Origin of the sequence: Streptomyces sp. ISL-66 (genome assembly GCF_018614135.1) — a bacterium.
In the GTDB taxonomy this organism is placed as follows: domain Bacteria; phylum Actinomycetota; class Actinomycetes; order Streptomycetales; family Streptomycetaceae; genus Streptomyces.
Genome location: NZ_JAGGOW010000030.1, coordinates 1 through 18,568, shown reverse-complemented (window position 1 = coordinate 18,568; position 18,568 = coordinate 1). Strand labels below are relative to the sequence as shown.

The following is an 18,568-nucleotide window of genomic DNA, read 5'->3' as shown; positions in this document are numbered from 1 at the left end:
GGGTGGCGGCTTGCGCCGGGCCCACCGGTCAGGCGGTCGCGGGGGTGCCGAGCATGGCGGAGGCCCGCTGGAGGGGACTGAGTACGCGTGTGGCCACGGCGGTTCGGGGAAGGCTTCCGCGGCACGTGAAGCCGAGCTGGGTCATGGCGCGGAGGACTTCGCCGGCACTGAAGTCGCGGCGGTCCTGGCGGGTGAGGACCTGACCGACCTGCTTGACGGGGTAGGTGCGGCGGCCGATGATCACGGACTCGCCGAGGACCTGCTCAGGCTTGATGCCCTTCATGGACTCCAGGACGCCCGTCTTGGTCAGGTCGAACGGGAAGCGGGCGATGACACAGCGCATGTTGCCTCACAGGGAGAAGAGGGGGACGGTCCGACCACGGTGAGGTGGTTCAGCGGGCGAGGGCGAGGATGCCCACAGCGCTGCCTTGTTCATCGACGACGGGCAGGGCGGCGAGCTTGCGGTAGCGCATCGCGTGCTCGGCCTCGGCCATCGTGGTCACGGGCGAGCTGAACGGCCCATGGTCGCTGGGGACATCGCGCAGACGGAGCCGGTCGGTGTACGCGGCGCTGTCGCGGATGGTGCTGAGCCGCTCCCGGGTGATCAGCCCGGTGCAGAGGCCGTCCTGGTCGCAGACGAGCAGATGGTCCGTGCGGGAACTGGCCGTGACGGCCAGGGCCACCTCGACGGTCATGTCGTCGCAGACCTGCGGACCGGCCGCTTCCATGGCGTCGTCCACCGTTCGGTGGGCGAGGTCGGCATGTGCGGAGCGGGGCTGCATCTGAACCAGCGTCAAAAAGTGCCTCCTGCAGAGATGGGTGAGCGTCCTGATCACCTGGCTTCTCAGGCCGCCGCGTCGAAGGCGGACAGCCGCGCGCTCGCGCGCCGGGCGGCCGAAGCGGGCCCGCGCCGGCCGCGGGAAGCCGTGCTGCGCTTGGGCCGCTCGGACACCGGGGCGGTGATGGTGACCGGGATGCCGGAAGGTGCCTGGGCGCCGGTGATCCGGGTCAGAGCCTCGTCGCCCGAGCGGACCTGGGTGGTCTGCGGGGTGATGCCCGCGGCCATCATCAGGCGGGCCATCTCGCGGCGCTGGTTGGGGGTGACGAGGGTGACGACACTGCCGGACTCGCCGGCACGGGCGGTACGGCCGCCGCGGTGCAGGTAGTCCTTGGGGTCGGTCGGCGGGTCGACGTTCACGACGAGGTCCAGGTTGTCGACGTGGATGCCACGCGCGGCCACGTTGGTGGCGACCAGCACGGTGACGTGTCCGGTCTTGAACTGGGCCAGGGTCCGGGTCCGCTGCGGCTGGGACTTCCCGCCGTGCAGGGCCGCGGCGCGGACCCCGTTGTCGAGGAGGTCCTGGGTGAGGCGGTCCACGGCGTGCTTGGTGTCGAGGAACATGATCACCCGGCCGTCGCGGGCCGCGATCTCCGTCGTCGTGCGGTGCTTGTCGGCGCCGTGGACGTGCAGGACGTGGTGTTCCATCGTGGTGACGGCGCCGGCCGAGGGGTCGACCGAGTGCACGACCGGGTCGGTCAGGTAGCGACGCACCAGCAGGTCGACGTTGCGGTCGAGGGTGGCGGAGAACAGCATCCGCTGACCCTCGGGGCGCACCTGGTCCAGGAGGGCGGTGACCTGGGGCATGAAGCCCATGTCGGCCATCTGGTCGGCCTCGTCCAGGACGGTGATGGCGACCTGGTTCAACCGGCAGTCACCACGGTCGATGAGGTCTTTGAGGCGGCCGGGCGTGGCGACGACCACTTCGGCCCCGGCGCGCAGTGCAGCGGCCTGGCGGTAGATCGGCATGCCGCCGACCACGGTGGCCAGGCGCAGCTTGACCGCCCGGGCGTAGGGGGTGAGGGCGGCGGTGACCTGCTGGGCGAGTTCGCGCGTCGGTACGAGGATCAGCGCGAGCGGCTGGCCCGACTCGGCGTTCTGGCCGGCGGTGCGGGCCAGCAGGGCGAGGCCGAAGGCGAGGGTCTTGCCGGAGCCGGTGCGGCCACGGCCGAGGACGTCACGGCCCGCGAGGGTGTTGGGCAGCGTGGCGGCCTGGATCGGGAACGGCGTGGCCATGCCCTCACGGCCGAGCGTGGCGAGCAGCTGGGCCGGCATGGCGAGGTCGGCGAAGGCCTCGACGGCGGGCAGTGCGGGGGTGATCGTCTTCGGCAGTGCGAACTCGCCCTGGATCGCGGCGGGCCGGCGGCCGTATCCGCCCGAGCGGCTCGGGGCTCCGGAACGGCTCTGGGCTCCGGAACGGCTCTGGGTCGAAGAGCCGAAGCGGCTGCCCCGGCCCGAACCAGCGCCGGTGCCGAAAGCGGGGCCGCCGGTGCGGCTGCGGGAAGAGCGCTCGTTCGTACGTGTGGGGTTCATGCGGAACCTTCCTTGATGCGGCACGTATCAAGGAATTCCCGCAGCGTAGGAGCGGCGCAGGGAATTGCGAGAACGCGCTGGATTGATGCGAAAGCGGATCTGGCGGACAGAAAATCTGTACGGGCTCAGGCGCTGGAATGAGGTGGCGTCATGTGGACGCGACAGACAAAGCAATTGACTCGGGTGCAGCTCGGAGAGGGCTGGTTGGCCGAGTGTCTCAATGCTCGTCTCAATGCTTAATGCCGCGGGTGAACGCACCGCGGGAAATGCATGCAGCTGGGGCCCGCACCCCGAGGGATGCGGGCCCCAGCTGCAGAATGCGTGTCAGCGTCAGGCGGGAACGATGTTCTCGGCCGTCGGGCCCTTCTGGCCCTGCGCGATGTCGAAGGTTACCTTCTGGCCCTCGTTCAGCTCACGGAAGCCCTGGGCGGCAATGTTCGAGTAGTGGGCGAACACGTCAGCGCCGCCACCGTCCTGCTCGATGAAGCCGAAGCCCTTTTCCGCGTTGAACCACTTAACGGTACCAGCAGCCATGTCATATCTCCTTTGGGGCAATACATCAGCGACTGCACTGTGCAGACGCCGTGTCGCCGCGATGATGCCCCGCCCGGTAAATGACCGGGAAATACAAAGCACTTCCAGCGGAATGAATTCCGGCTGGAGGCGCTTGAAGTTCTTGGGTACCAAAACTGCAACCGAGATCGACAGTAGCACGCTGCGGCGGCCTGTGTGCGTTGAACATTCCCTCGGCCGTGTTGCGGTAGAAACTCTCCCGGCGGGATCCATTAAATTCTTAGGCCGCGGCGACAGATATTGATTCGCCCCCAGCGCAGCTTTCTACGTGCTCGCCACCGGCTCCGGCGCGCGGTGTCGGGACCCCGCACGGCAACGACCGGGAAGTCGCTGTCGGGTCACGCGAATTGCCGCCCGCGGTGCGAGGCGACATCGCGCTCCTGCGACGCAAGGGGTGCGCGAAGAGGCCTCCGGCCAGGCCCTCCAGGGCGAGCCAGCGAGCCCGCCCTGCTTGTACCCGGACAATGGGTCGTTCGGGTCCACCGGCTGCTTGCTCACGCTGTGACCGCTGGTCTCGCCGTTGGGTGCCGTCGCGTAGAACGACTTGACGTCGCCGTCGGACGCCAGCGGCGGCCCCGGAGCTGAACACCGGCCGTCGCGTAGAGAGGGGACACCAAGTCGGCGGCGGGCGTCCGCACCATCCACCTGCCCGCCTTCCTCTCCATGGAGGTCAAGCGGCACCTTGACTGGTTCGCGGAGAAGGAGCCCGACGGGCTGCTGTTCGTAGGGGAGAAGGGAGCACCGTTCCGGCGCACGACGTTCGGGCGGAAGTGGGCCAAGGCCCGCGCGAAGGCCGGCCTGCCGAAGGACTTCCGCTTCTACGACCTGCGCCACACGGGCCACACCCTGTCGACGCAGTCGGGGGCCACGCTGAAGGACACGATGGTCCGTGCCGGCCGGTCTTCGGAGAAGGCCGCGATGATCTACCAGTACTCCGACGACGAGCGCCAGCAGGAGGTCGCCGGAGGCATCGTATCGACGGTATCGACGGTACCGACGAAGTGGACGTAGAGGCGGTGACGGCTGCGTTCGGCACGGTCGAGTTGGTGGCGAGAGGCCGACTGTCCGGGGCGGAGTGTCCGGACTGCGGCCGTTTTTCGGACCGGGTGCAATGGGTCTTTCATTCCGTGTCCGGCAGCCAGGCGTTGTTGTTCGCGTTGTACCAGTAGCTGTGGCCGGCGTTCAGGGCGACCGTGCGGAACGGGCGGCCGTGGTCGTCGATGCGGGTGGTGCCCTGGCGGTCGCCACTGCTCCAGGCCAGCTCCAGGTACCAGCTGACGTCCTGACCGAGTGTGGCGGCGTCGATGTTCAGCACCTGGGGGTCGGTGGCGGAGACCTTGTACGGGAAGTCGGTCGAGGCCGTCGGCCGCTCGCCCTCCTTGCCAGGTACGGGCCTGGCCCTCGGGGAGGCGTCGTCCAGGTCCACGGCGAAGGACGCCGGCACCAGCGCGCCGCCGCAACCGGCGCCCATGGTGTACGCGTTCCAGCCGGGAGCCTTGCGGCCGCTCACGACATGGACGTACAGCGCGTGCAGGACCGCGGGCTTGCCCTCGGTGCCCTGGACGGTCAGCTGCATGCGCAGGTGCCCCGCCGGGACGGCGTCCAGGGCCCGGGCCCACCCTTCGGTCGCCGGCCCGGCGGGGGGCGGGGGGACCGTGCCGGGTGCCTTGTCCAGGGCGAACCACTGGTCGCAGGGGCTGTCCCAGTTGTCGGGCAGGACGTTGACCGTGAACGGGGCGGTGCGGGAGGCCCCCTCCTTGGCGGTGGCCGGCGAGGTGGACGCGGACGTCGCCGAGGGGGACGACGGTCCGGGGCTGGACGGCGGTGCGGAATCGGCTGTGGGCGTGGGTGACGACGACCCGCCGGACGGCAAGGCCGGGCCCGCCGCCGCCCGCTCGCGCGAGGACGGCTGGACGGCGCCGTGGCGCGTGTCCCCGTGACCCGTATCTCCCATGGCGGAGACGGCGGCGGCGGTCCCCGCCACCGCGGCGGTGGCCACGGCGGCCGCAACGGCGAGCAGCAGCCGAGGACGCCGGGCCCCCGGTACGGAGGCCCGGGCGGGGCCCGGCTGGATAAGGGCGGCGGGGGCGTGTGCGGGTGCCTCCGTTGCCGGTGCAGGGGCGGGGGCCTCCGCCGGTGCCAGCGCGGGAGCGGGGGTAGGCGCCCAGGCGGGTGCCTCCGCAGCGGCAGGTCCGGGCGCCGGGGCGGACCCGGCTGCGGACGCCGGGGCCGGTGTGGGGTCGGTACCCGTCTGCGGCCGGACCTCCGAGGCCTCCCCAGCCACCACCACCGCCGATGCGGGCGGCACCTCCGGCGCGGCGTCACCGCCCCGCGGCGCCGCGGAGTTCACCGCCCCCGACCCCGAGGCCTGCCACTCCGTCACCCCCCGCCGCCGCTCCACCAGCGCCAGCAGCCACTGCTGGTGCAGCGCGAGCAGTTCGTCGGCCGAGGCACCGCAGACTCGGGCGAACCGCTCCACCGGGGCGTAATCCGTGGGCACCGCCGCGCCGCTGCAATAGCGGTGCAGCGTCGAGTTGCTGGAGTGCAGACGCTTCGCGAGCGTGCCGTAGCTGCGCCCCGAGCGCTCTTTGAATCCGCGCATCAGCTCCGCGAACCGCTCCGTCTCCGTGGCCATTCCACCCTCCCCCTCATCCCGGAAGCACGTTCCAGGCTCGCCCGATCGCCCAGGTGAGAAGGGTCGGGAGCGTTCCAGGGTTCCTACTATCCCGGTCCAGACGCCACTGGGACAAAACCGGCCCCACAGTTGCGTCATCAGCCCGTCGGTCCGCCGATCGGATCGGCGGTCGGATTCGGCGGTCGGGGCGGGAGGACCCCCCACCCGCCCCACCGGCCGCCCTCGGCCGCCTGCGGCAGCAGCCGACCGGAACAGCAGCCCCACCCAACGTCTCGTCAGGCGGAAAGCGGAAGCCTCCGTCTGACGACCACACCGATACGGAGAGTTCCCCATGCGCACTTACCGACTCCGCACCACTGCCCTGGCCACCGCCACCGCCGGCCTCGCTCTGGCCCTGACCGCCTGTGGTGGCTCGGACAGCGCCGGCGGGCCGACCGCGAACCCCGCCGCGACCAAGAGCGCGGACAAGCCGGTCTCGACCGGGACCGTGACGCCGTCCGGGAAGGGCGCCTCCGCCGCCCCGTCCGCCGCCCCGTCCGCCGGCAAGGTCACCGGAACCGGCACGGCCACCGCCGCCCCGGCGAAGGCCGGTTCGGGCGGCAAGGACACGGGGGACACCACCGGTGACTCCTACGCCTACGCCCACCCCTGCTCGGCGCGCAACCTGACCGTCAAGGTCACTTCCCCGACGGGCACTCCGGCCACCGTCCGCGTCATCACCGTGACCAACAACGGTTCCACCTCCTGCGGTCTGGACTACTTCCCCACCGTCGGCTTCAGCGCCAAGGGCGGCGCGCTCGGTCTCCAGGCCACTGCCCCCGGTGGACTGGGCGGCGCCCCGGCGTACCCGGTGCACCCGGGCGCCACCGCGTACGCGGCCGTGGACCTCAACCCGTCGGGTGGCAACGGCCCCGTGGCCGACGAGGTCAGCGTCCTGGCCGACAAGGAGCACATGCCGAACGCGGACGGCGTCAGCCTCCGGCTGGCCAAGCCGGGCAGCGTCGCCAACCCGAAGGTCGGCCTGTACCGCACCAACATCCGCGAAGCGCTGAGCGCCTTCTGAACGGAGTTCCGGGGGCCGCGGCCCCCGGCCGTCCCACGGGGCGTGTCGCCGGCCGGGCTCAACTGTCCTGGGCGAGGAAACGCTAGACGACTGCCTCGCCGAACTCAGGGCAGTCCGAGACGAGCTCAAGCCCCTGGTTTCGATCTCCTGCTGGGTGGCCGCATGCCTTCGTCGATAAGGGCGTCCCACTTCCCTGTGGCGAGCTCGACGCGGCAGGGCAAGTCCTTGATGATCTACCCGTCCACGGTGAGGTAGTTCGATGCCCGGCTCCCGGCACGACGGGCCTGAGGCACGTAGGCGGGCCGCCTTGTGGGCGACTGAGATCTCTCCCTTGGATGGCTCCGTTCCCCCGTACGGCGGATACGTGCTGGTCGCCATTCCGACAGTTCGGCGATCGCGCGGGTTTCCTCGGAGTCCGCAGCTCGTCACCGACCAGCGGAAAGAGTCCTAGGGGAGCGATGTGGGCTTTGGGGGTGGTGGGACGGCGCGGAGGAGTTCCCACAGGGGGCGCGAGCCGCTGGCCCACTGGGCGAGGATGTGGCGGTCGACGAGGTGGAGGCGCTGGGACTTGGCGAAGTCGAGGGCGGGCCGGGAGAAGCGGCCGTTGGTGAGCATGACGAGGACGTCGCCGCCGTGTATCTGGCGGCCGGTGCCGTTGAGGACCTGGAGATCCGGGGTGCCGACCGCGGACCCTTGCCAGCCGGCCTTGCGGTGCTTGCACTGGATGACCCAGCGGCGGCCGTAGGGGTCGGTGGCTTTGACGTCCGCGCCGTTGTCGCCCCGTCCGCCGACCTTCTGCGCGTCGGCGCAGCCGTCGCGGTGCATGAGGTCCCGTACGGCGAACTCGAAGTCGTTGTGGTGGAGGCTGTCGAGGTGTTCGACGGCGTAGCGCAGGCCCTGGGCCCGGACCTGGTCCCATCGCGCGGCCTCTTGGCGCCGACGCAGCCACAGCGTGCCCACGGCACCGGCTGCGAGGAGGCCGAGTACCAGGACCCAGGGATGGGCAGCGAGCCACGACATCACGGCCACGACGAGACCGAGGGCCACGAGGCCGGCCAGGCCGATGAGCCACAGCTCCTCCGAGCCGGTGGCCTTCCGGCGCCGCGCTGTGCTGGTGCGCTTGCGCCTCTTCGCGGGTGGGCGGCGGCTCACCTGCCGTTCCCCGTGCTGGGGAAGACGATCGGATAGGAGACCGTCGGTATGGGTTGGGGCGCCGGGCGGTTTTCCCACGCCGGCCACTTGATCGGGTAGATCACTGTCGACTGCGGCCTGGGTAACTCCTGACCCGAGCCTGCTCCAGCCCCCGCAGATGTTGTTCCGTTGCCGAAGACGATCACGCCGGCGACGATCAGGCCGAGCAGCGCGGTCTCCCGCCGGGCCCCGGCAGGGAGCCGGACGTGGCCTTTGACCCGAGTGCCGTCTGACCGGAAGTACTCATTGATCCAGGGCACAGCTGCATCCCCCCACCAGTCGCGATGTGCCTCCCTGCGCACCGGACCCATGAAAGCACCCACCACTGACAACGCGTCACCTACTTGTCACCACTCGTGATCATCTGCTGAATCGGGGCGAGCCCGCCTGTGCTTCGACAGGGATCGCCTTCGGCGGCATTCGGAGGCGTAGGGGGAGTGTCGCGCCGTCGCCAACTTGGCCGCGCAAGCGATGTGGTTGAGGGGTTGCCTTCAGGGTTGCGAACAGGCGAATCCGGGCGCTCATGTGGTGCGGGTCGCATGAAATGTGTCTCGCGATTCGAGACGGCTGCGCTTCATCGAGGGACAGGTGGCACGCCAGGGGCCTCCAGGCAGGGTATTTATGCGAGTTGGGGCACACGGAGGGCACGGCAAGGTCTGACGCGTAAATAGCAGCAGGTCAGGGTGGGTGTGGGCATGGCTGGGTGCCCGGTGGCCGTTGTCGGCTGCCGGGTGTCCGGTGCGGGGAGGGTCAGGCGGCGGTCTCCAGCGGGTTGAGGGTGACGGTGTAGCCGAGCTGGTTGAGCTGGGTGATCGCGCGGCGGGTGGCCCGTTCGGGGTCGCGCTGGGTGAAGTAGGTGCCGCCGAGCTCGGCGTAGGGCTTGTGGTCGGTCAGCATGTGCCAGATCGCGGTGATGATCGAGTGCTCGACGGCGACCAGTGCCCTGAGCGGGCCGCGGCGGGCGGTCAGCCGCCGGTAACGGGCGGCGAGGTAGGTGTCTTTGGTTCTCACCGCGCAGAACGCGGCGAGGCCGAGTGCGCCTTTGAGGTAGGGGTTGCCGGGCCGGACCTTGGTGTTCTTGGTGCGGCCGGCGGACTCGTGGTGGCCGGGGCAGACCCCTGCCCAGGACGCGAGGTGCTTGGCCGTCGCGAACCGGGTCATGTCCCCGCCGGTTTCCGCGATGATCACTTCGGCGGTTGCCTGGTTGATTCCGGGGATGGTGTCGAGGAGGTCGAGGGCGTCACGAAAGAGGGCCATCGCCTCCTCGATGCGTCCGCTGAGTTGCTCGATCATGCTGGTGAGCTGGTCGTACTGGTCGAGGTGCAGGCGGACCAGGAAGGCGTGGTGCTCACGGAAGCGGCCGGTCAGCGCCTCGGTGAGTGCGGGAATCTTGTGGCGGAGCCTGCGTTTGGCCATGTCCGCGAGGGTCTGCGGGTCGCGTTCGCCGTTGACGAGGGCTTCGAGCATGGCCCGCCCGGAGACGCCCATGATGTCGGAGGCGACCGCGGACAGTTTGATCCCGGTGTCCTCCAGGAGCTTCTCCAGGCGCTGGACGACCCGGGAGCGTTCCCGGGTCGCGGTGGTGCGGGCCCGGGTCAGGTCCCGCAGTTCCCGCACCGGCTGTGGTGGGACGAAGGAGGGGCGCACCAGGCCGTGGGCGCCGAGCTGGGCCAGCCAGGCGGCGTCGGAGACGTCCGTCTTGCGGCCGGGCAGGTTCTTGACCTGGCGGGCGTTGACCAGGATCACGTTCAGATCGTCGGCCAGCACGTAGTAGAAGGGTTTCCAGTAGTCCGAGGTCGCCTCGATCACCACAAGCGTGACCTCAGCGGCCAGCAGATGGTCGAGCAGGGCCAGGACCGCGTTCGTCGTCGAACCCCAGGTCGTGGTCTCGGTGGTGAACGATCCCCGCCGTTTCGTACTCGGGATCCGGACGCACACCTTGGCGTCCTTCTTGCTGATGTCCAGGCCGGCGCACCGTTCGTGCAGTACGTCCACGCTCCCGCTCCCTCCCCATCGGTATGCCGTTCCGGGAGGGCCAGGGTGAATCAGGAATTCTGACGCACGTGCTCACAGCAACACTCCACGGTTCCCGTGGACGGCCCCCAGCACCACGCTGACCTGCGAGCTCACAGGCATCACAGAGGCATCGGTTTCGGCCGGAACGAACCCCACCAGCATCCCGGACCAGCAACAGGCCCCGTCAGAGCGGACAGAAGCACCCCCGGCGCGCGCCACGGGATTTACCACGCCCCCGGCGCGCACCGAAGGTGCGCTGGATCGCTGACCTGCGAAAACGTACTCTGAGGGCCCTCGTCCCGCAGGCTCGTGGATACTCGTGTCGACCGCTGCTGTCCGCTCTGAAGGGCACGGTTGGGGCACGAGTGCGGACGGCCGGCCGCAACTCCGACAGAGCTCACCGGACGGCCGCGGCCCCGCCCAGAAGGAGCGGCGGGGCCAGCCGCGAAGGTTGGCTTCAGATACTGGACAGCGTCGTCGCCAGCGACTGGAACCAGGCGCCGTGGGAGAACGGCTCTGGCGGGCCGACCTCCATGCCGAGTTCGGCGGCTGCCAGTGCGTAGTCCCCCTCGTCCAAGGGGAGGGCGAGCAGCTCGTGGAGTTCACCGACGAGGCGCGCGACCACGTGGGGGTGGGTGGTGCCGGCGTAGTCGGCGACGGCGGCGTCGTGATCGGGGAACTCGTCGACGATGTCCTGCGAGAACCAGCCGCCGAGCAACTGCGCGGTCTCCGGAAAGCGCGCGTGCCACTCCCAATGCGTCTGCGGGGACGACGGTTCCGGTACGTCGCCTGCCTCGATGCTCTGCTTCAGATGGTCGGCCAGCACGATCAGCCAGTCGCCGATCTCCGACTGGGGCATCCCGGTGTCGGGGATCGCGTAGAACTCGCCCAGGCCCTGCCGGATCCGGCCCGGAGGGTTGCGGCTGTACTCGCGCAGCTGGCGCTCCGCCTCCGCGATGGCCGAGGGCGGGTGTGCCATGTGTGCCGGAGGTACGCCTCCAGCGCGCGGCTGCGCCGCTCCGGGGTGTCGTCGGCGGGCTGCCCCAGGTAGGCGCGCATCACCTGGTCCAGCTCGCCGTACCGGCGGTCGTGTTCGAGGGGCTTCATGGACATGTGCGTGCGGCCCCTACAGGTAGAACGGGACGGTCGTGCGGACGACGAAGCCGTGCGGGCTCGACGGTTCGCGGCGCAGCACGACGCGCGCCGCCCGGACGTCGACGGGCCCGTGCCCGGCCAGCAGGTCGGCTTCCAGCTGGAGCCTGCCCACGGGCTCCTCCCGGGAGGGCCAGGCGGCCTCGACGGTGAGGCGGGCCCGGGTGTTCTGGGCGAGCCAGCGGTGGATGGCCTGCTCGTTGGCGGTCACCACCTGCTGGGTGGCCCATTGGGCGGTCTCCCGGTCGGGATAGGAAGCGGAACGGGTGAGCACGGGGAGATCCTGTCAGTCCGCGCGCGGCAGCCGCGGTCATGTCGGCGGGCGGGCGGATCAATAGTCGGAGAAATTCCAGAACATGCCCACTTCGGAGTCCGAGACGACGATCAAGCCGCAGTCCTCCGAGTAGAAGCTCAGCGGGCTGTACCCCCAGTTCGATGCTGTGAAGTCGAGGGTTCCGGGGACGGGTCCGGGCCTGTCGACGTTGGTGTGATAGGTGGCGGTGTCCCCGTAACGCGCGAGGATCGTGCGTGCCATCGTGCGCAGTTCCTCCTCGGTCTCCGTGAACCGTCTCAGGTTGGACAGGGTGCAGCAGTCGTCCGTGAGGGCCAGCAGCAGGGTTTCGGCACTGTCCCGGTCGATCTCACGGAGCCGTACGGCCACGTACTCCGGGGGGGGTGGACTTTGAAGGGGTAGGTGGGGTACCCCTCACGTTGCGGGTCTTGCGCCGCGTCGTCGAGACCGGCCCAGCCCCGGGGGTCCGGGACCCGGGCCATCAGTGCGAGGAGGTCGTGGATCCAGTCCTCGTGGAGGCGCGGGCCCGTGGCGTCGTACGGGTACGCGTCCTCGTAGAGGTGGCGTACCGCGGTTTCCCAGGACGTCTGGTCGACGTGCATGTGGTGCTGGCCTTTCTCGGCGGGCCGCTAGGACTTCGAGGGCATCGACGTCATGACGGTGAAGGGCGGGTTGCGGCTGCTGTCGTACTTGATGCGCGTGTCGATGCCGTTCACGTCGTACGCCTTGGCACCGAGCCCACCCTGCTTGTACCCGGACAGCGGGTCGTTCGGGTCCACCGGCTGCTTGCTCACGCTGCGGCCGCTGGTCTCGCCGTTGGGTGCCGTCGCGTAGAACGCCTTGACGTCGCCGTCGGCCGCCGGTGGTGGCCCTTTGATCCACGCCTCGATGGCGGCCTTGTTGTTGTTGAGGTTGTACTCGGTCAGGTCCTCCGCCCGCCGGTAGTTCGGGAAGGCGGAGGAGCCGCTCGGCATCGGCTTGCCGTACGGCCATGCCTGCGTCGGGCCGTTCGACTGCTGGTCACGCAGGCGCTGCGCCAGCTGCTCGTCCGTCTTGCCGACGTGCTTGTCCAGCGAGTGGCCGTCCGCCGAATACTCGTTGGCGCCGAGGTTCAGGTCGTAGTTCCCGTTCGAGTCGATCTTCAGCCAGATCTGCGAGTCCTTGAACTCTTCCAGGGACCGCATGCCGAAGCCGTGCGCACGGGCCACGCCGGCCTCGAACTTGGGGGCGCTCAGGTACGCCTCGTCCAGCGGGCCCTTCAGCGCCTCCATGCGGGTGGTCAGGCCCCCGAGAATGCCGGTGTACGTGTCGACGATCCGGTTCAGCTCGGCCGTGTCGATGTTCAGTACGGTCTTGACGTCGAACGAGAGGATCAGGCCCACCCCCTTGCCGAGGGCGGAAGTGACCGTGCCGAGGATGTTCTTGGGGTCCTTGGGCTTGGCCAGGTCCTCGACGATCTCCTTGGCGGCCTTCAGCATGGCGCGCTCGAGCTCGTCATTGACGTCGCGGTTCAGATCGACCGCGGCTTCCGCGTACTCGCGCAGGATGGTGGCCATGTTGTCGGCCGTGTCCTTCAGTACGGACAGCACGGGCTCGCTGTTCGTGGGGAGGCGGGGCGTGCCGCGGCCGGAGTCGGCGGTGTGCGCCCACTGGTAGCCGTGCCGCTGCTGTCCCCATGACGTGCCGCCCCACAGGGCGCCGCAGAAACGGATGGGGCACGCGTCCGTTGGTCTGGGTCGTGCGGCACGTCCTTGCCTCAATGGTTGCGTCTTGGCTCCCGAACCCGTGAGGCTTGACGCAACCTTCCGGCTCATCGCCTGGGGAGGGAACTCAGCGGCCAGTCATGGCGGCGGCGGGTCCCGCAACGGCCCCGACGCATTCACGCCGCCGAGGCCGCCCTTCCGGGTCGTAGCACGTGAGAGTGTTCGACCCGAATCCAATGGTACGGCTATGGGGCAGTTCGAGCAGTTCGGGGCTGTATGCGCCAGTGCCGGGCTCGCGGACTCCGGGTCGTACGGTGCACACCGACCAGGAACTATTGAAAGCAGCGAATGACAAACGTCGGCGTCGTGGTCAGGTCCTCCCCGGTACCGGGGGTTTGCACGACTAGCCTCCGCATCATGCTGCGTATCGCCGACACCCGCACCGGCCGTTTCGTGGAGATCCCCTCCGGGCACCGTCACCTGCTGCGCATCTGCGTCCACCTGTCGGCCTCCGACGCCGGGGTCGGCACGGTGCACCTGCGGGCGCCCCTGGTCGGTGACGTACTGGCGCGTGCCGCGGAGCTGCATGGCCTGGAGTCCCTCACGGTCCTCACCACACCGGACCTGCCTCATGAGCAAGCCCAGGCACTCGATCGCGCCATGTCCGCTCTCGGCATCCACCCGCCCGCCACCGTCGGTGTCCACCATCTGACCGAGACGTTCTGTGCGGCTGCTGACGTGCACCTGCTCGCTCACGGCGCCGCCGCCCAGGACGCCGTCGGCGGGGCCTGGATCGACGTGGGCCAGGTCAGGCCGGCACCCCCGGACGGGGGCGCCCCAGGCCGTGGCCATCGCCTCACCTCGGGCCTCCTGGACGAATTCGCCCCGGAGGGGGCCGATCCGCTGGCTGTGAGGATGCTGTTGCTCGGCCACTGCTACCGCACGCCGGTCACGGTCAGCAGCGCAGCGCTCGCCGAGGCGCGGCGGACGCTGCGGTACTGGCGGCAGCAGGTGGCCGACTGGGCGCAGGAGCCGTCCAGGCCGATCCCTGCCGATGTGCTGCGACAGGCTCATGCCGCGCTCGCCGATGATCTCGGTGTCCCTGCTGTTCTGGACCTGCTGGTCAGCGTGGCGAGGCGCGCCGACGTGCCGGCCGGAGCCAAGTTCGAGACGTTCGCCTTTCTCGACCGCGTCCTCGGGTTGGACCTCGCGCGCGAGGTGGGCCACCAGCACCCGGCGACGCCATGACTTCGGGCAACGCCCGGCGCCTGGTCGTCGTGCGGCACGCCAAGTCCGCCTGGCCGGACGTGGCCGACTCCGAGCGGCCACTCGCCCCGCGCGGCCGCTGGGACGCCCCTGCGGCCGGCCGCTGGCTGCGCGAGGCCGACTGCGTTGCCGACCTCGTCGCGTGCTCCTCCGCCCTTCGCGCCCGCCAGACGTGGGACCTCGTCGCGGTCGAGCTCGGCGTCACCGTGCCGGTGATTCACGAGGCACGCCTCTACGGGGCGAGCGCAGGGGAGTTGCTCGGGGTCGTACGGGAGATCCCCGCGCAGGTGCGGACGCTGATGCTGATCGGGCACAACCCCGGCGTACAGGAGCTGGTTCTGTTGCTGGCCGGTGAGGCGGACGGCTACGCGCTGGAGCAGACCCGTTCGAAATTCCCGACGTCCGCGATCGCCGTGCTGCGCGTGCCAGGGCCCTGGTCGTCCCTCGAACCGGGTGCCGCCCGGCTGACCGAGATGGTCGTACCCCGTGGCGCGAACCCCTGACCGGTTCTGAAGGACCGGGCTCAGCCGCTCTCTTCCTCCTCGGTCTCCATGCGCCGGATTCCCTCGTGCGTGAGGGTGACCATCGCGGGTGTGTTGCCCGGCTCCCAGTCGACGGTGATCAGGCCCTCGCCTGCCAGGTAGGTGCAGGCGGCGGCGAGATCCTGCTCCGGTATGTGGAGGTCGCTTTCCAGCTTGGCCCCGGTGATTCCGAGAAGACGATTGCCTTCGATGGCTTCGTACAGGATCCGCAGAACCTGTTCGCGGTAGGTCTTGCGCTCGCGCAGTGTCGCCATGGCCGCGTCCTCTCGTGCGGGGGGCGGGAGCCGGCTCCGGTCAGACCTCGTCGGTGTGGGCGCCGGTGCCGGCGGGAGATCTGCTGGCGGTCAGCCAGGAGCGGGCGGGTCCGGCCGCGGATTCCGTGTCCACCGTGAGGTGGAGCCGGGTGCCGCCGTCCGAGGCGGGGTAGCTGCGCTGTTCCATGCCGGCGAAACAGCGGCGCAACACCTCGGCGACCGCGCGGGCGGCTTCGGGGGAGGCCGCGATGATGCGGACTTCGGCGTGTCCGACCGACGGCAGCATCTCTGTCTGGGTGCGCTTCAAGATGACGTGATCCCTTCGGGGCGAGGTGAGAAGTCGGCGGGTGGGACGCCATCGCGTCCCGCCCGCTGCCCCTGGTCAGAGGAAGGTCTGTCCCTCACCGGTCGGCATCCGTGCGGTGGGCTCGACGACTGGTGCCGGCCGGCTGACCGGGGGCTTCTGGCGCCCGCCAGTGATGCTTCCTGCTTCGTCGGCCGACGACCGGCAGGGCGTCGTTGAAGTGGTAGGCCGCGATCCGTGCGTCGGGCTGGGCGTTGAGCAGGTGGATCAGGTGCATTCCGATACCGGTCACGAGGATGATCGCCGCGATGAGGACGATGATCTCCACGCTCCTCACCTCCAGGTGTTCCCGGGCAGGGGCAGGGAGCGTCGCCCAACGAGGTTCCCGAAGGGCGACATGCACGCCCCGCCTTCGCTCTCCCAGTCTTCTACGCGGCTCCGGGCGTCCCGCATTCCACCGCCGATGACGGCTTCGGCGGCCATCAGCGCGCGGGCGGTGAGGACGCTTCCCGGGATCGCGGCGGCGGTCATCAGCCGGGCCGCGGCGGCGGGTGCGGTTTCGGGCGGGATCACCAGCAGGTCCCAACGGCCGACGGTGCCGGAGAGCAGGATCAGCTTGTCGGGGTCCTGTTCGGCGAACCAGCCCACGTGCAGGGTGTGCCCGGCGACAGGCACCGTGTGCGGGATGACGGGCCAGCGGGTGGGGTTCACCGTGACACGAGTGATGCGTCCCCAGGGTTCGTCCAACGCGTCGGCGAGCGCCGGAAGCTCGGCTTCGAGGTCACGGGAGCGTGGCCACCATGCTCCGTCCAGCTGGCCGGCGAGCGTGGTCCTCGGCGTGAGCGACAGGCGCGCCGGGAGAGTGGGAGACAGGACGCGGGACGTGGCGCGGTCAGTGGTCGCTGTCATGACGCGGACCCGTCTCCAGGCCGTCCGAGAAGGGCCCGGTGCCTTGATCGCCGGAAACGACGTCCGCGTGGGAGCGGGCGTACGAAACACTCCCGGTTCCTTCACCCTACTCCGGTCTGCGGTCCCGGAAGACGGTTCTGACCAGGTGTTTTCCGGTTCCGTCGGGAGTTCCGGGGCGTGCGGCCGTGAGTATCACTGCGGGCACGCGGAGTACCGTGAAACGATCGTCACGGACCTGGTTGGCACGCCCATCGAACTGGTCACTTCCGACGGCACTGTTGCCTGGCAATCCCGCACCACCCTCTGGGGGCACGCCCCTCCCCGCTTCAGGGGATGGGGTGGACTGCCCGCTCCGCTTTCCCGGCCAGTACGCGGACGAGGAAACCGGCCTCCACTACAACTACTTCCGGCACTACGACCCCGAAACCGCCCGCTACACCACACCGGACCCGCTCGGGTTGGTTCCGGCCCAACGCAGTGGCGTATGTTCGTAACCCCCATAGCTGGGCTGACCGCCTGGGGCTTGCCGGTGAGCCGGAATGGGCCAACCCGGACGAAATAAACTTCTCCCAACGCACCGTATCGCCGACGACTACGTGGAGAAGATGTGCTCCGGTGAGTGGGATTGGCGACGCCCCGGTACAGCGTTGAAGGTCATGGAAGTAGACGGTCAGCTGGTGTCGTACGACAACCGAAGGCTTGACGCGGCGCGCGAAGGGTAGGCCGGTAATCATCGAGCGCGTCGACCCGAACGCGGTTCACCCTGATTCGACGACCGGACGGACCTGGGCGGATCAATTCAAAAGGCGCATGAAATTCTTCGCGGAACAGAAATGAACTAGGTGAGCCAGTTCCCCCGACTGGACTCCAGGAGAGGCCAGAGCACGTCCGCAACGGGAAGTGTAAGAATAGATGACCACGATCGAAAGCCTGTGGGAAGACTTTGAGCTTCCCATCAAGGATGCCCTCCACTACGCCGACGGGCACTCTTACGATGTCGCCCTCGACCGCGCCGCACCGAGGGTTTTCACGGTGCTCGCCCCCTTTGGCCTCAATGAGATGCTGGAAAGCGATCCGTCTTGGGTGTCTTCGGTCGATGGGCTTGCCGCCGTAGACCTGGGAGAGAAGGGGCTGCTGTGGGGCGGCGAGGGTTCGTACGGTTCGGAGGGGTTCATTGCACGTTTGACTGTCGACCGTGCGCTGATCTGGGCGATGTTCTTTATGGAATCCAATCCATTTGATCGGATTCGGCTGTCCGAAAACGTCGCTACCTTTAGTTCGGCCTCGGGGTTCGAGATCGCCGTCGACATCGATGATCCGCGAATCCCAATCTCTGGACCCGCATCGGAGCGAACGACGCAAGGATCATTTCCCCGGTCGTAGGAGAGCGATGCGGGAGCAAGAAACAGGTTGCATGGGTCCGGTGTAGGTGTGCAGCGTCTCGAAGCCGACGCGGTCCACTGCATCGCGGTGGCCAGGCCGAGTTTGGTGACCAGGAATGGGTGACGAAGACGTCGACGGAGAGGTCGGCCCACCGCGCGAGGGCGGCGTGTGGTGGCGGGTCGGCCGCCAACAGGGCCAGTCCGGCCTGGGCGCTCCCCGACGCCCACGTCGACCTCCCCATCGGAGGCGACGCCGCCCGGCCTCGAGGGTTCGGGCAGGGGCGGGTCGTTGGACCGGTAGCCATTGGTGATCATCAGCTGAGTCGCGGGGGCGGGCTCGCAGTCCGCCCCCCGCCAAGTTGTTTTTCCAAGTGGCTGATTGACCGTCCGCCTGCGACGTGGCGAGTGCGAATCCGCACAGGAGCGTGACTCGGCATGTCCGGACAACGACGAAGGCCTAGGTCGCTGACCTGGGCCTTCTCTCAAGAGCGGATGACGGGAATCGAACCCGCGCTATAAGCTTGGGAATCACCCGGCACTTGACCATGTCTATGGGTGCTGACCTGCGAAGACACGTATTGGCGGGACCTTCGCGGATGCCTCATCCGGCCCCTCGTTGCCCGATGTTTACCGCTGCTACTGGCACGTTGTGGCACGCGCCGCTGGATGAATCGGGACCTGAGCAGCGCGATGAGGGCCCGCAACCGTCAGAGGTTGCAGGCCCTCCGTGCGTTTGTCAGTCAACGAGGTAGTGGGCCTCGATGTCGGCGACGGTGGAGTCGTACGGCTCTCCTGCCAGTTTCAGTGCGTACCGGCGGAAGACTGCAGCGGTGGCGCGGCGGGCGCCTCGGTTGTGGGCGTCGGCTTTGTCCCACCGACCAAGAAGTAGCGCTCCTAGGTCCTGTCTGGAGTCCA

18 protein-coding genes and 3 pseudogenes are annotated in these 18,568 nt (G+C 69.1%); 6 read left to right on the top strand and 15 right to left on the bottom strand.

The window, feature by feature from the left end; translation table 11 throughout:
* Positions 1–28: 28 nt before the first annotated feature.
* The 4 genes from J7E97_RS06120 to J7E97_RS06105 form a co-directional block, all read right to left on the bottom strand.
* Complete coding sequence (locus tag J7E97_RS06120; protein WP_215023173.1) at positions 29–343, bottom strand: SCO5918 family protein; 315 nt, start codon at positions 341–343, stop codon at positions 29–31.
* 49 nt (positions 344–392) lie between these two features.
* Entirely contained in the window at positions 393–797 is a 405-nt protein-coding gene (locus J7E97_RS06115; protein WP_215023165.1) for a CBS domain-containing protein, read from the bottom strand.
* 47 nt (positions 798–844) lie between these two features.
* A complete protein-coding gene (locus tag J7E97_RS06110; RefSeq protein ID WP_215023163.1) occupies positions 845–2,371 on the bottom strand; it encodes a DEAD/DEAH box helicase in 1,527 nt (508 codons plus the stop codon).
* A gap of 330 nt (positions 2,372–2,701) precedes the next feature.
* Positions 2,702–2,905, bottom strand: a complete 204-nt coding sequence (locus J7E97_RS06105; RefSeq protein ID WP_008734853.1) for a cold-shock protein — start codon at positions 2,903–2,905, stop codon at positions 2,702–2,704.
* A gap of 596 nt (positions 2,906–3,501) precedes the next feature.
* On the opposite strand from J7E97_RS06105, the pseudogene J7E97_RS06100 reads away from it, so the two are divergent.
* Positions 3,502–3,955: pseudogene (locus tag J7E97_RS06100) on the top strand (tyrosine-type recombinase/integrase); the annotation flags it as partial.
* 109 nt (positions 3,956–4,064) lie between these two features.
* Here J7E97_RS06100 and J7E97_RS36570 read toward each other — a convergent pair.
* Complete coding sequence (locus J7E97_RS36570; RefSeq protein WP_215023159.1) at positions 4,065–5,579, bottom strand: helix-turn-helix transcriptional regulator; 1,515 nt, start codon at positions 5,577–5,579, stop codon at positions 4,065–4,067.
* Between the two features lie 331 nt (positions 5,580–5,910).
* Between J7E97_RS36570 and J7E97_RS06090 the strand changes: the two genes are divergently transcribed.
* Positions 5,911–6,642 (top strand): DUF4232 domain-containing protein, encoded by a 732-nt coding sequence (locus tag J7E97_RS06090; protein ID WP_215023157.1) that lies wholly within the window; start codon positions 5,911–5,913, stop codon positions 6,640–6,642.
* A gap of 447 nt (positions 6,643–7,089) precedes the next feature.
* Here J7E97_RS06090 and J7E97_RS06085 read toward each other — a convergent pair whose 3' ends face one another.
* From J7E97_RS06085 to J7E97_RS06060, 6 genes and pseudogenes are all read right to left on the bottom strand, one after another.
* Positions 7,090–7,794 carry a restriction endonuclease gene (locus tag J7E97_RS06085; RefSeq protein WP_215023156.1) on the bottom strand — a complete coding sequence of 235 codons (705 nt, stop codon included), beginning with the start codon at positions 7,792–7,794 and terminating at the stop codon, positions 7,090–7,092.
* A gap of 789 nt (positions 7,795–8,583) precedes the next feature.
* Entirely contained in the window at positions 8,584–9,828 is a 1,245-nt protein-coding gene (locus J7E97_RS06080) for an IS110 family transposase (protein ID WP_215023154.1), read from the bottom strand.
* Between the two features lie 484 nt (positions 9,829–10,312).
* Positions 10,313–10,962: pseudogene (locus J7E97_RS06075) on the bottom strand (contact-dependent growth inhibition system immunity protein); the annotation flags it as partial.
* 13 nt (positions 10,963–10,975) lie between these two features.
* A complete protein-coding gene (locus J7E97_RS06070; RefSeq protein WP_215023152.1) occupies positions 10,976–11,275 on the bottom strand; it encodes an RNase A-like domain-containing protein in 300 nt (99 codons plus the stop codon).
* A gap of 57 nt (positions 11,276–11,332) precedes the next feature.
* On the bottom strand, positions 11,333–11,662 hold the full coding sequence (locus tag J7E97_RS35585; RefSeq protein ID WP_251053934.1) for a hypothetical protein: 330 nt from the start codon (positions 11,660–11,662) through the stop codon (positions 11,333–11,335).
* A 260-nt stretch (positions 11,663–11,922) separates the two neighbouring features.
* Positions 11,923–12,882 (bottom strand): RNase A-like domain-containing protein, encoded by a 960-nt coding sequence (locus tag J7E97_RS06060; protein ID WP_215023150.1) that lies wholly within the window; start codon positions 12,880–12,882, stop codon positions 11,923–11,925.
* Positions 12,883–13,413: 531 nt separating this feature from the next.
* Between J7E97_RS06060 and J7E97_RS06055 the strand changes: the two genes are divergently transcribed.
* Entirely contained in the window at positions 13,414–14,244 is an 831-nt protein-coding gene (locus J7E97_RS06055) for a hypothetical protein (RefSeq protein ID WP_215023148.1), read from the top strand.
* Positions 14,241–14,765 carry a histidine phosphatase family protein gene (locus J7E97_RS06050; protein WP_215023146.1) on the top strand — a complete coding sequence of 175 codons (525 nt, stop codon included), beginning with the start codon at positions 14,241–14,243 and terminating at the stop codon, positions 14,763–14,765. Before J7E97_RS06055 ends, J7E97_RS06050 begins: the two co-directional genes overlap by 4 nt.
* A gap of 20 nt (positions 14,766–14,785) precedes the next feature.
* On the opposite strand, the gene J7E97_RS06045 is transcribed toward J7E97_RS06050, so the two are convergent.
* The 4 genes from J7E97_RS06045 to J7E97_RS06030 form a co-directional block, all read right to left on the bottom strand.
* Complete coding sequence (locus J7E97_RS06045) at positions 14,786–15,058, bottom strand: hypothetical protein (RefSeq protein ID WP_215016022.1); 273 nt, start codon at positions 15,056–15,058, stop codon at positions 14,786–14,788.
* A 40-nt stretch (positions 15,059–15,098) separates the two neighbouring features.
* Positions 15,099–15,344: a hypothetical protein gene (locus J7E97_RS06040; RefSeq protein ID WP_215016071.1), complete on the bottom strand. Its 246-nt coding sequence runs from the start codon at positions 15,342–15,344 to the stop codon at positions 15,099–15,101.
* Between the two features lie 115 nt (positions 15,345–15,459).
* A complete protein-coding gene (locus J7E97_RS06035; RefSeq protein WP_215016023.1) occupies positions 15,460–15,690 on the bottom strand; it encodes a hypothetical protein in 231 nt (76 codons plus the stop codon).
* A gap of 5 nt (positions 15,691–15,695) precedes the next feature.
* Positions 15,696–16,271 (bottom strand): DUF5994 family protein, encoded by a 576-nt coding sequence (locus J7E97_RS06030; RefSeq protein ID WP_215023144.1) that lies wholly within the window; start codon positions 16,269–16,271, stop codon positions 15,696–15,698.
* A 223-nt stretch (positions 16,272–16,494) separates the two neighbouring features.
* Here J7E97_RS06030 and J7E97_RS35580 point away from each other — a divergent pair.
* Both J7E97_RS35580 and J7E97_RS06020 read left to right on the top strand, forming a co-directional pair.
* Positions 16,495–16,799 (top strand): annotated as a pseudogene (locus J7E97_RS35580) (RHS repeat-associated core domain-containing protein); the annotation flags it as partial.
* 384 nt (positions 16,800–17,183) lie between these two features.
* Positions 17,184–17,654, top strand: a complete 471-nt coding sequence (locus tag J7E97_RS06020) for a hypothetical protein (RefSeq protein ID WP_215023142.1) — start codon at positions 17,184–17,186, stop codon at positions 17,652–17,654.
* The last annotated feature ends 914 nt before the right edge of the window (positions 17,655–18,568 follow it).

What these genes read in the sequence shown, in the direction of transcription:
- J7E97_RS06090 (WP_215023157.1), top strand. Translation starts at nt 5,911, where the DNA reads ATGCGCACTTACCGACTCCGCACCACTGCCCTGGCCACCGCCACCGCC.
- J7E97_RS06055 (WP_215023148.1), top strand. Translation starts at nt 13,414, where the DNA reads ATGCTGCGTATCGCCGACACCCGCACCGGCCGTTTCGTGGAGATCCCC.
- J7E97_RS06110 (WP_215023163.1), bottom strand. Translation starts at nt 2,371, where the DNA reads ATGAACCCCACACGTACGAACGAGCGCTCTTCCCGCAGCCGCACCGGC.
- J7E97_RS36570 (WP_215023159.1), bottom strand. Translation starts at nt 5,579, where the DNA reads ATGGCCACGGAGACGGAGCGGTTCGCGGAGCTGATGCGCGGATTCAAA.
- J7E97_RS06120 (WP_215023173.1), bottom strand. Translation starts at nt 343, where the DNA reads ATGCGCTGTGTCATCGCCCGCTTCCCGTTCGACCTGACCAAGACGGGC.
- J7E97_RS06020 (WP_215023142.1), top strand. Translation starts at nt 17,184, where the DNA reads ATGACCACGATCGAAAGCCTGTGGGAAGACTTTGAGCTTCCCATCAAG.
- J7E97_RS06030 (WP_215023144.1), bottom strand. Translation starts at nt 16,271, where the DNA reads ATGACAGCGACCACTGACCGCGCCACGTCCCGCGTCCTGTCTCCCACT.
- J7E97_RS06040 (WP_215016071.1), bottom strand. Translation starts at nt 15,344, where the DNA reads ATGCTGCCGTCGGTCGGACACGCCGAAGTCCGCATCATCGCGGCCTCC.
- J7E97_RS06050 (WP_215023146.1), top strand. Translation starts at nt 14,241, where the DNA reads ATGACTTCGGGCAACGCCCGGCGCCTGGTCGTCGTGCGGCACGCCAAG.
- J7E97_RS06045 (WP_215016022.1), bottom strand. Translation starts at nt 15,058, where the DNA reads ATGGCGACACTGCGCGAGCGCAAGACCTACCGCGAACAGGTTCTGCGG.
- J7E97_RS06105 (WP_008734853.1), bottom strand. Translation starts at nt 2,905, where the DNA reads ATGGCTGCTGGTACCGTTAAGTGGTTCAACGCGGAAAAGGGCTTCGGC.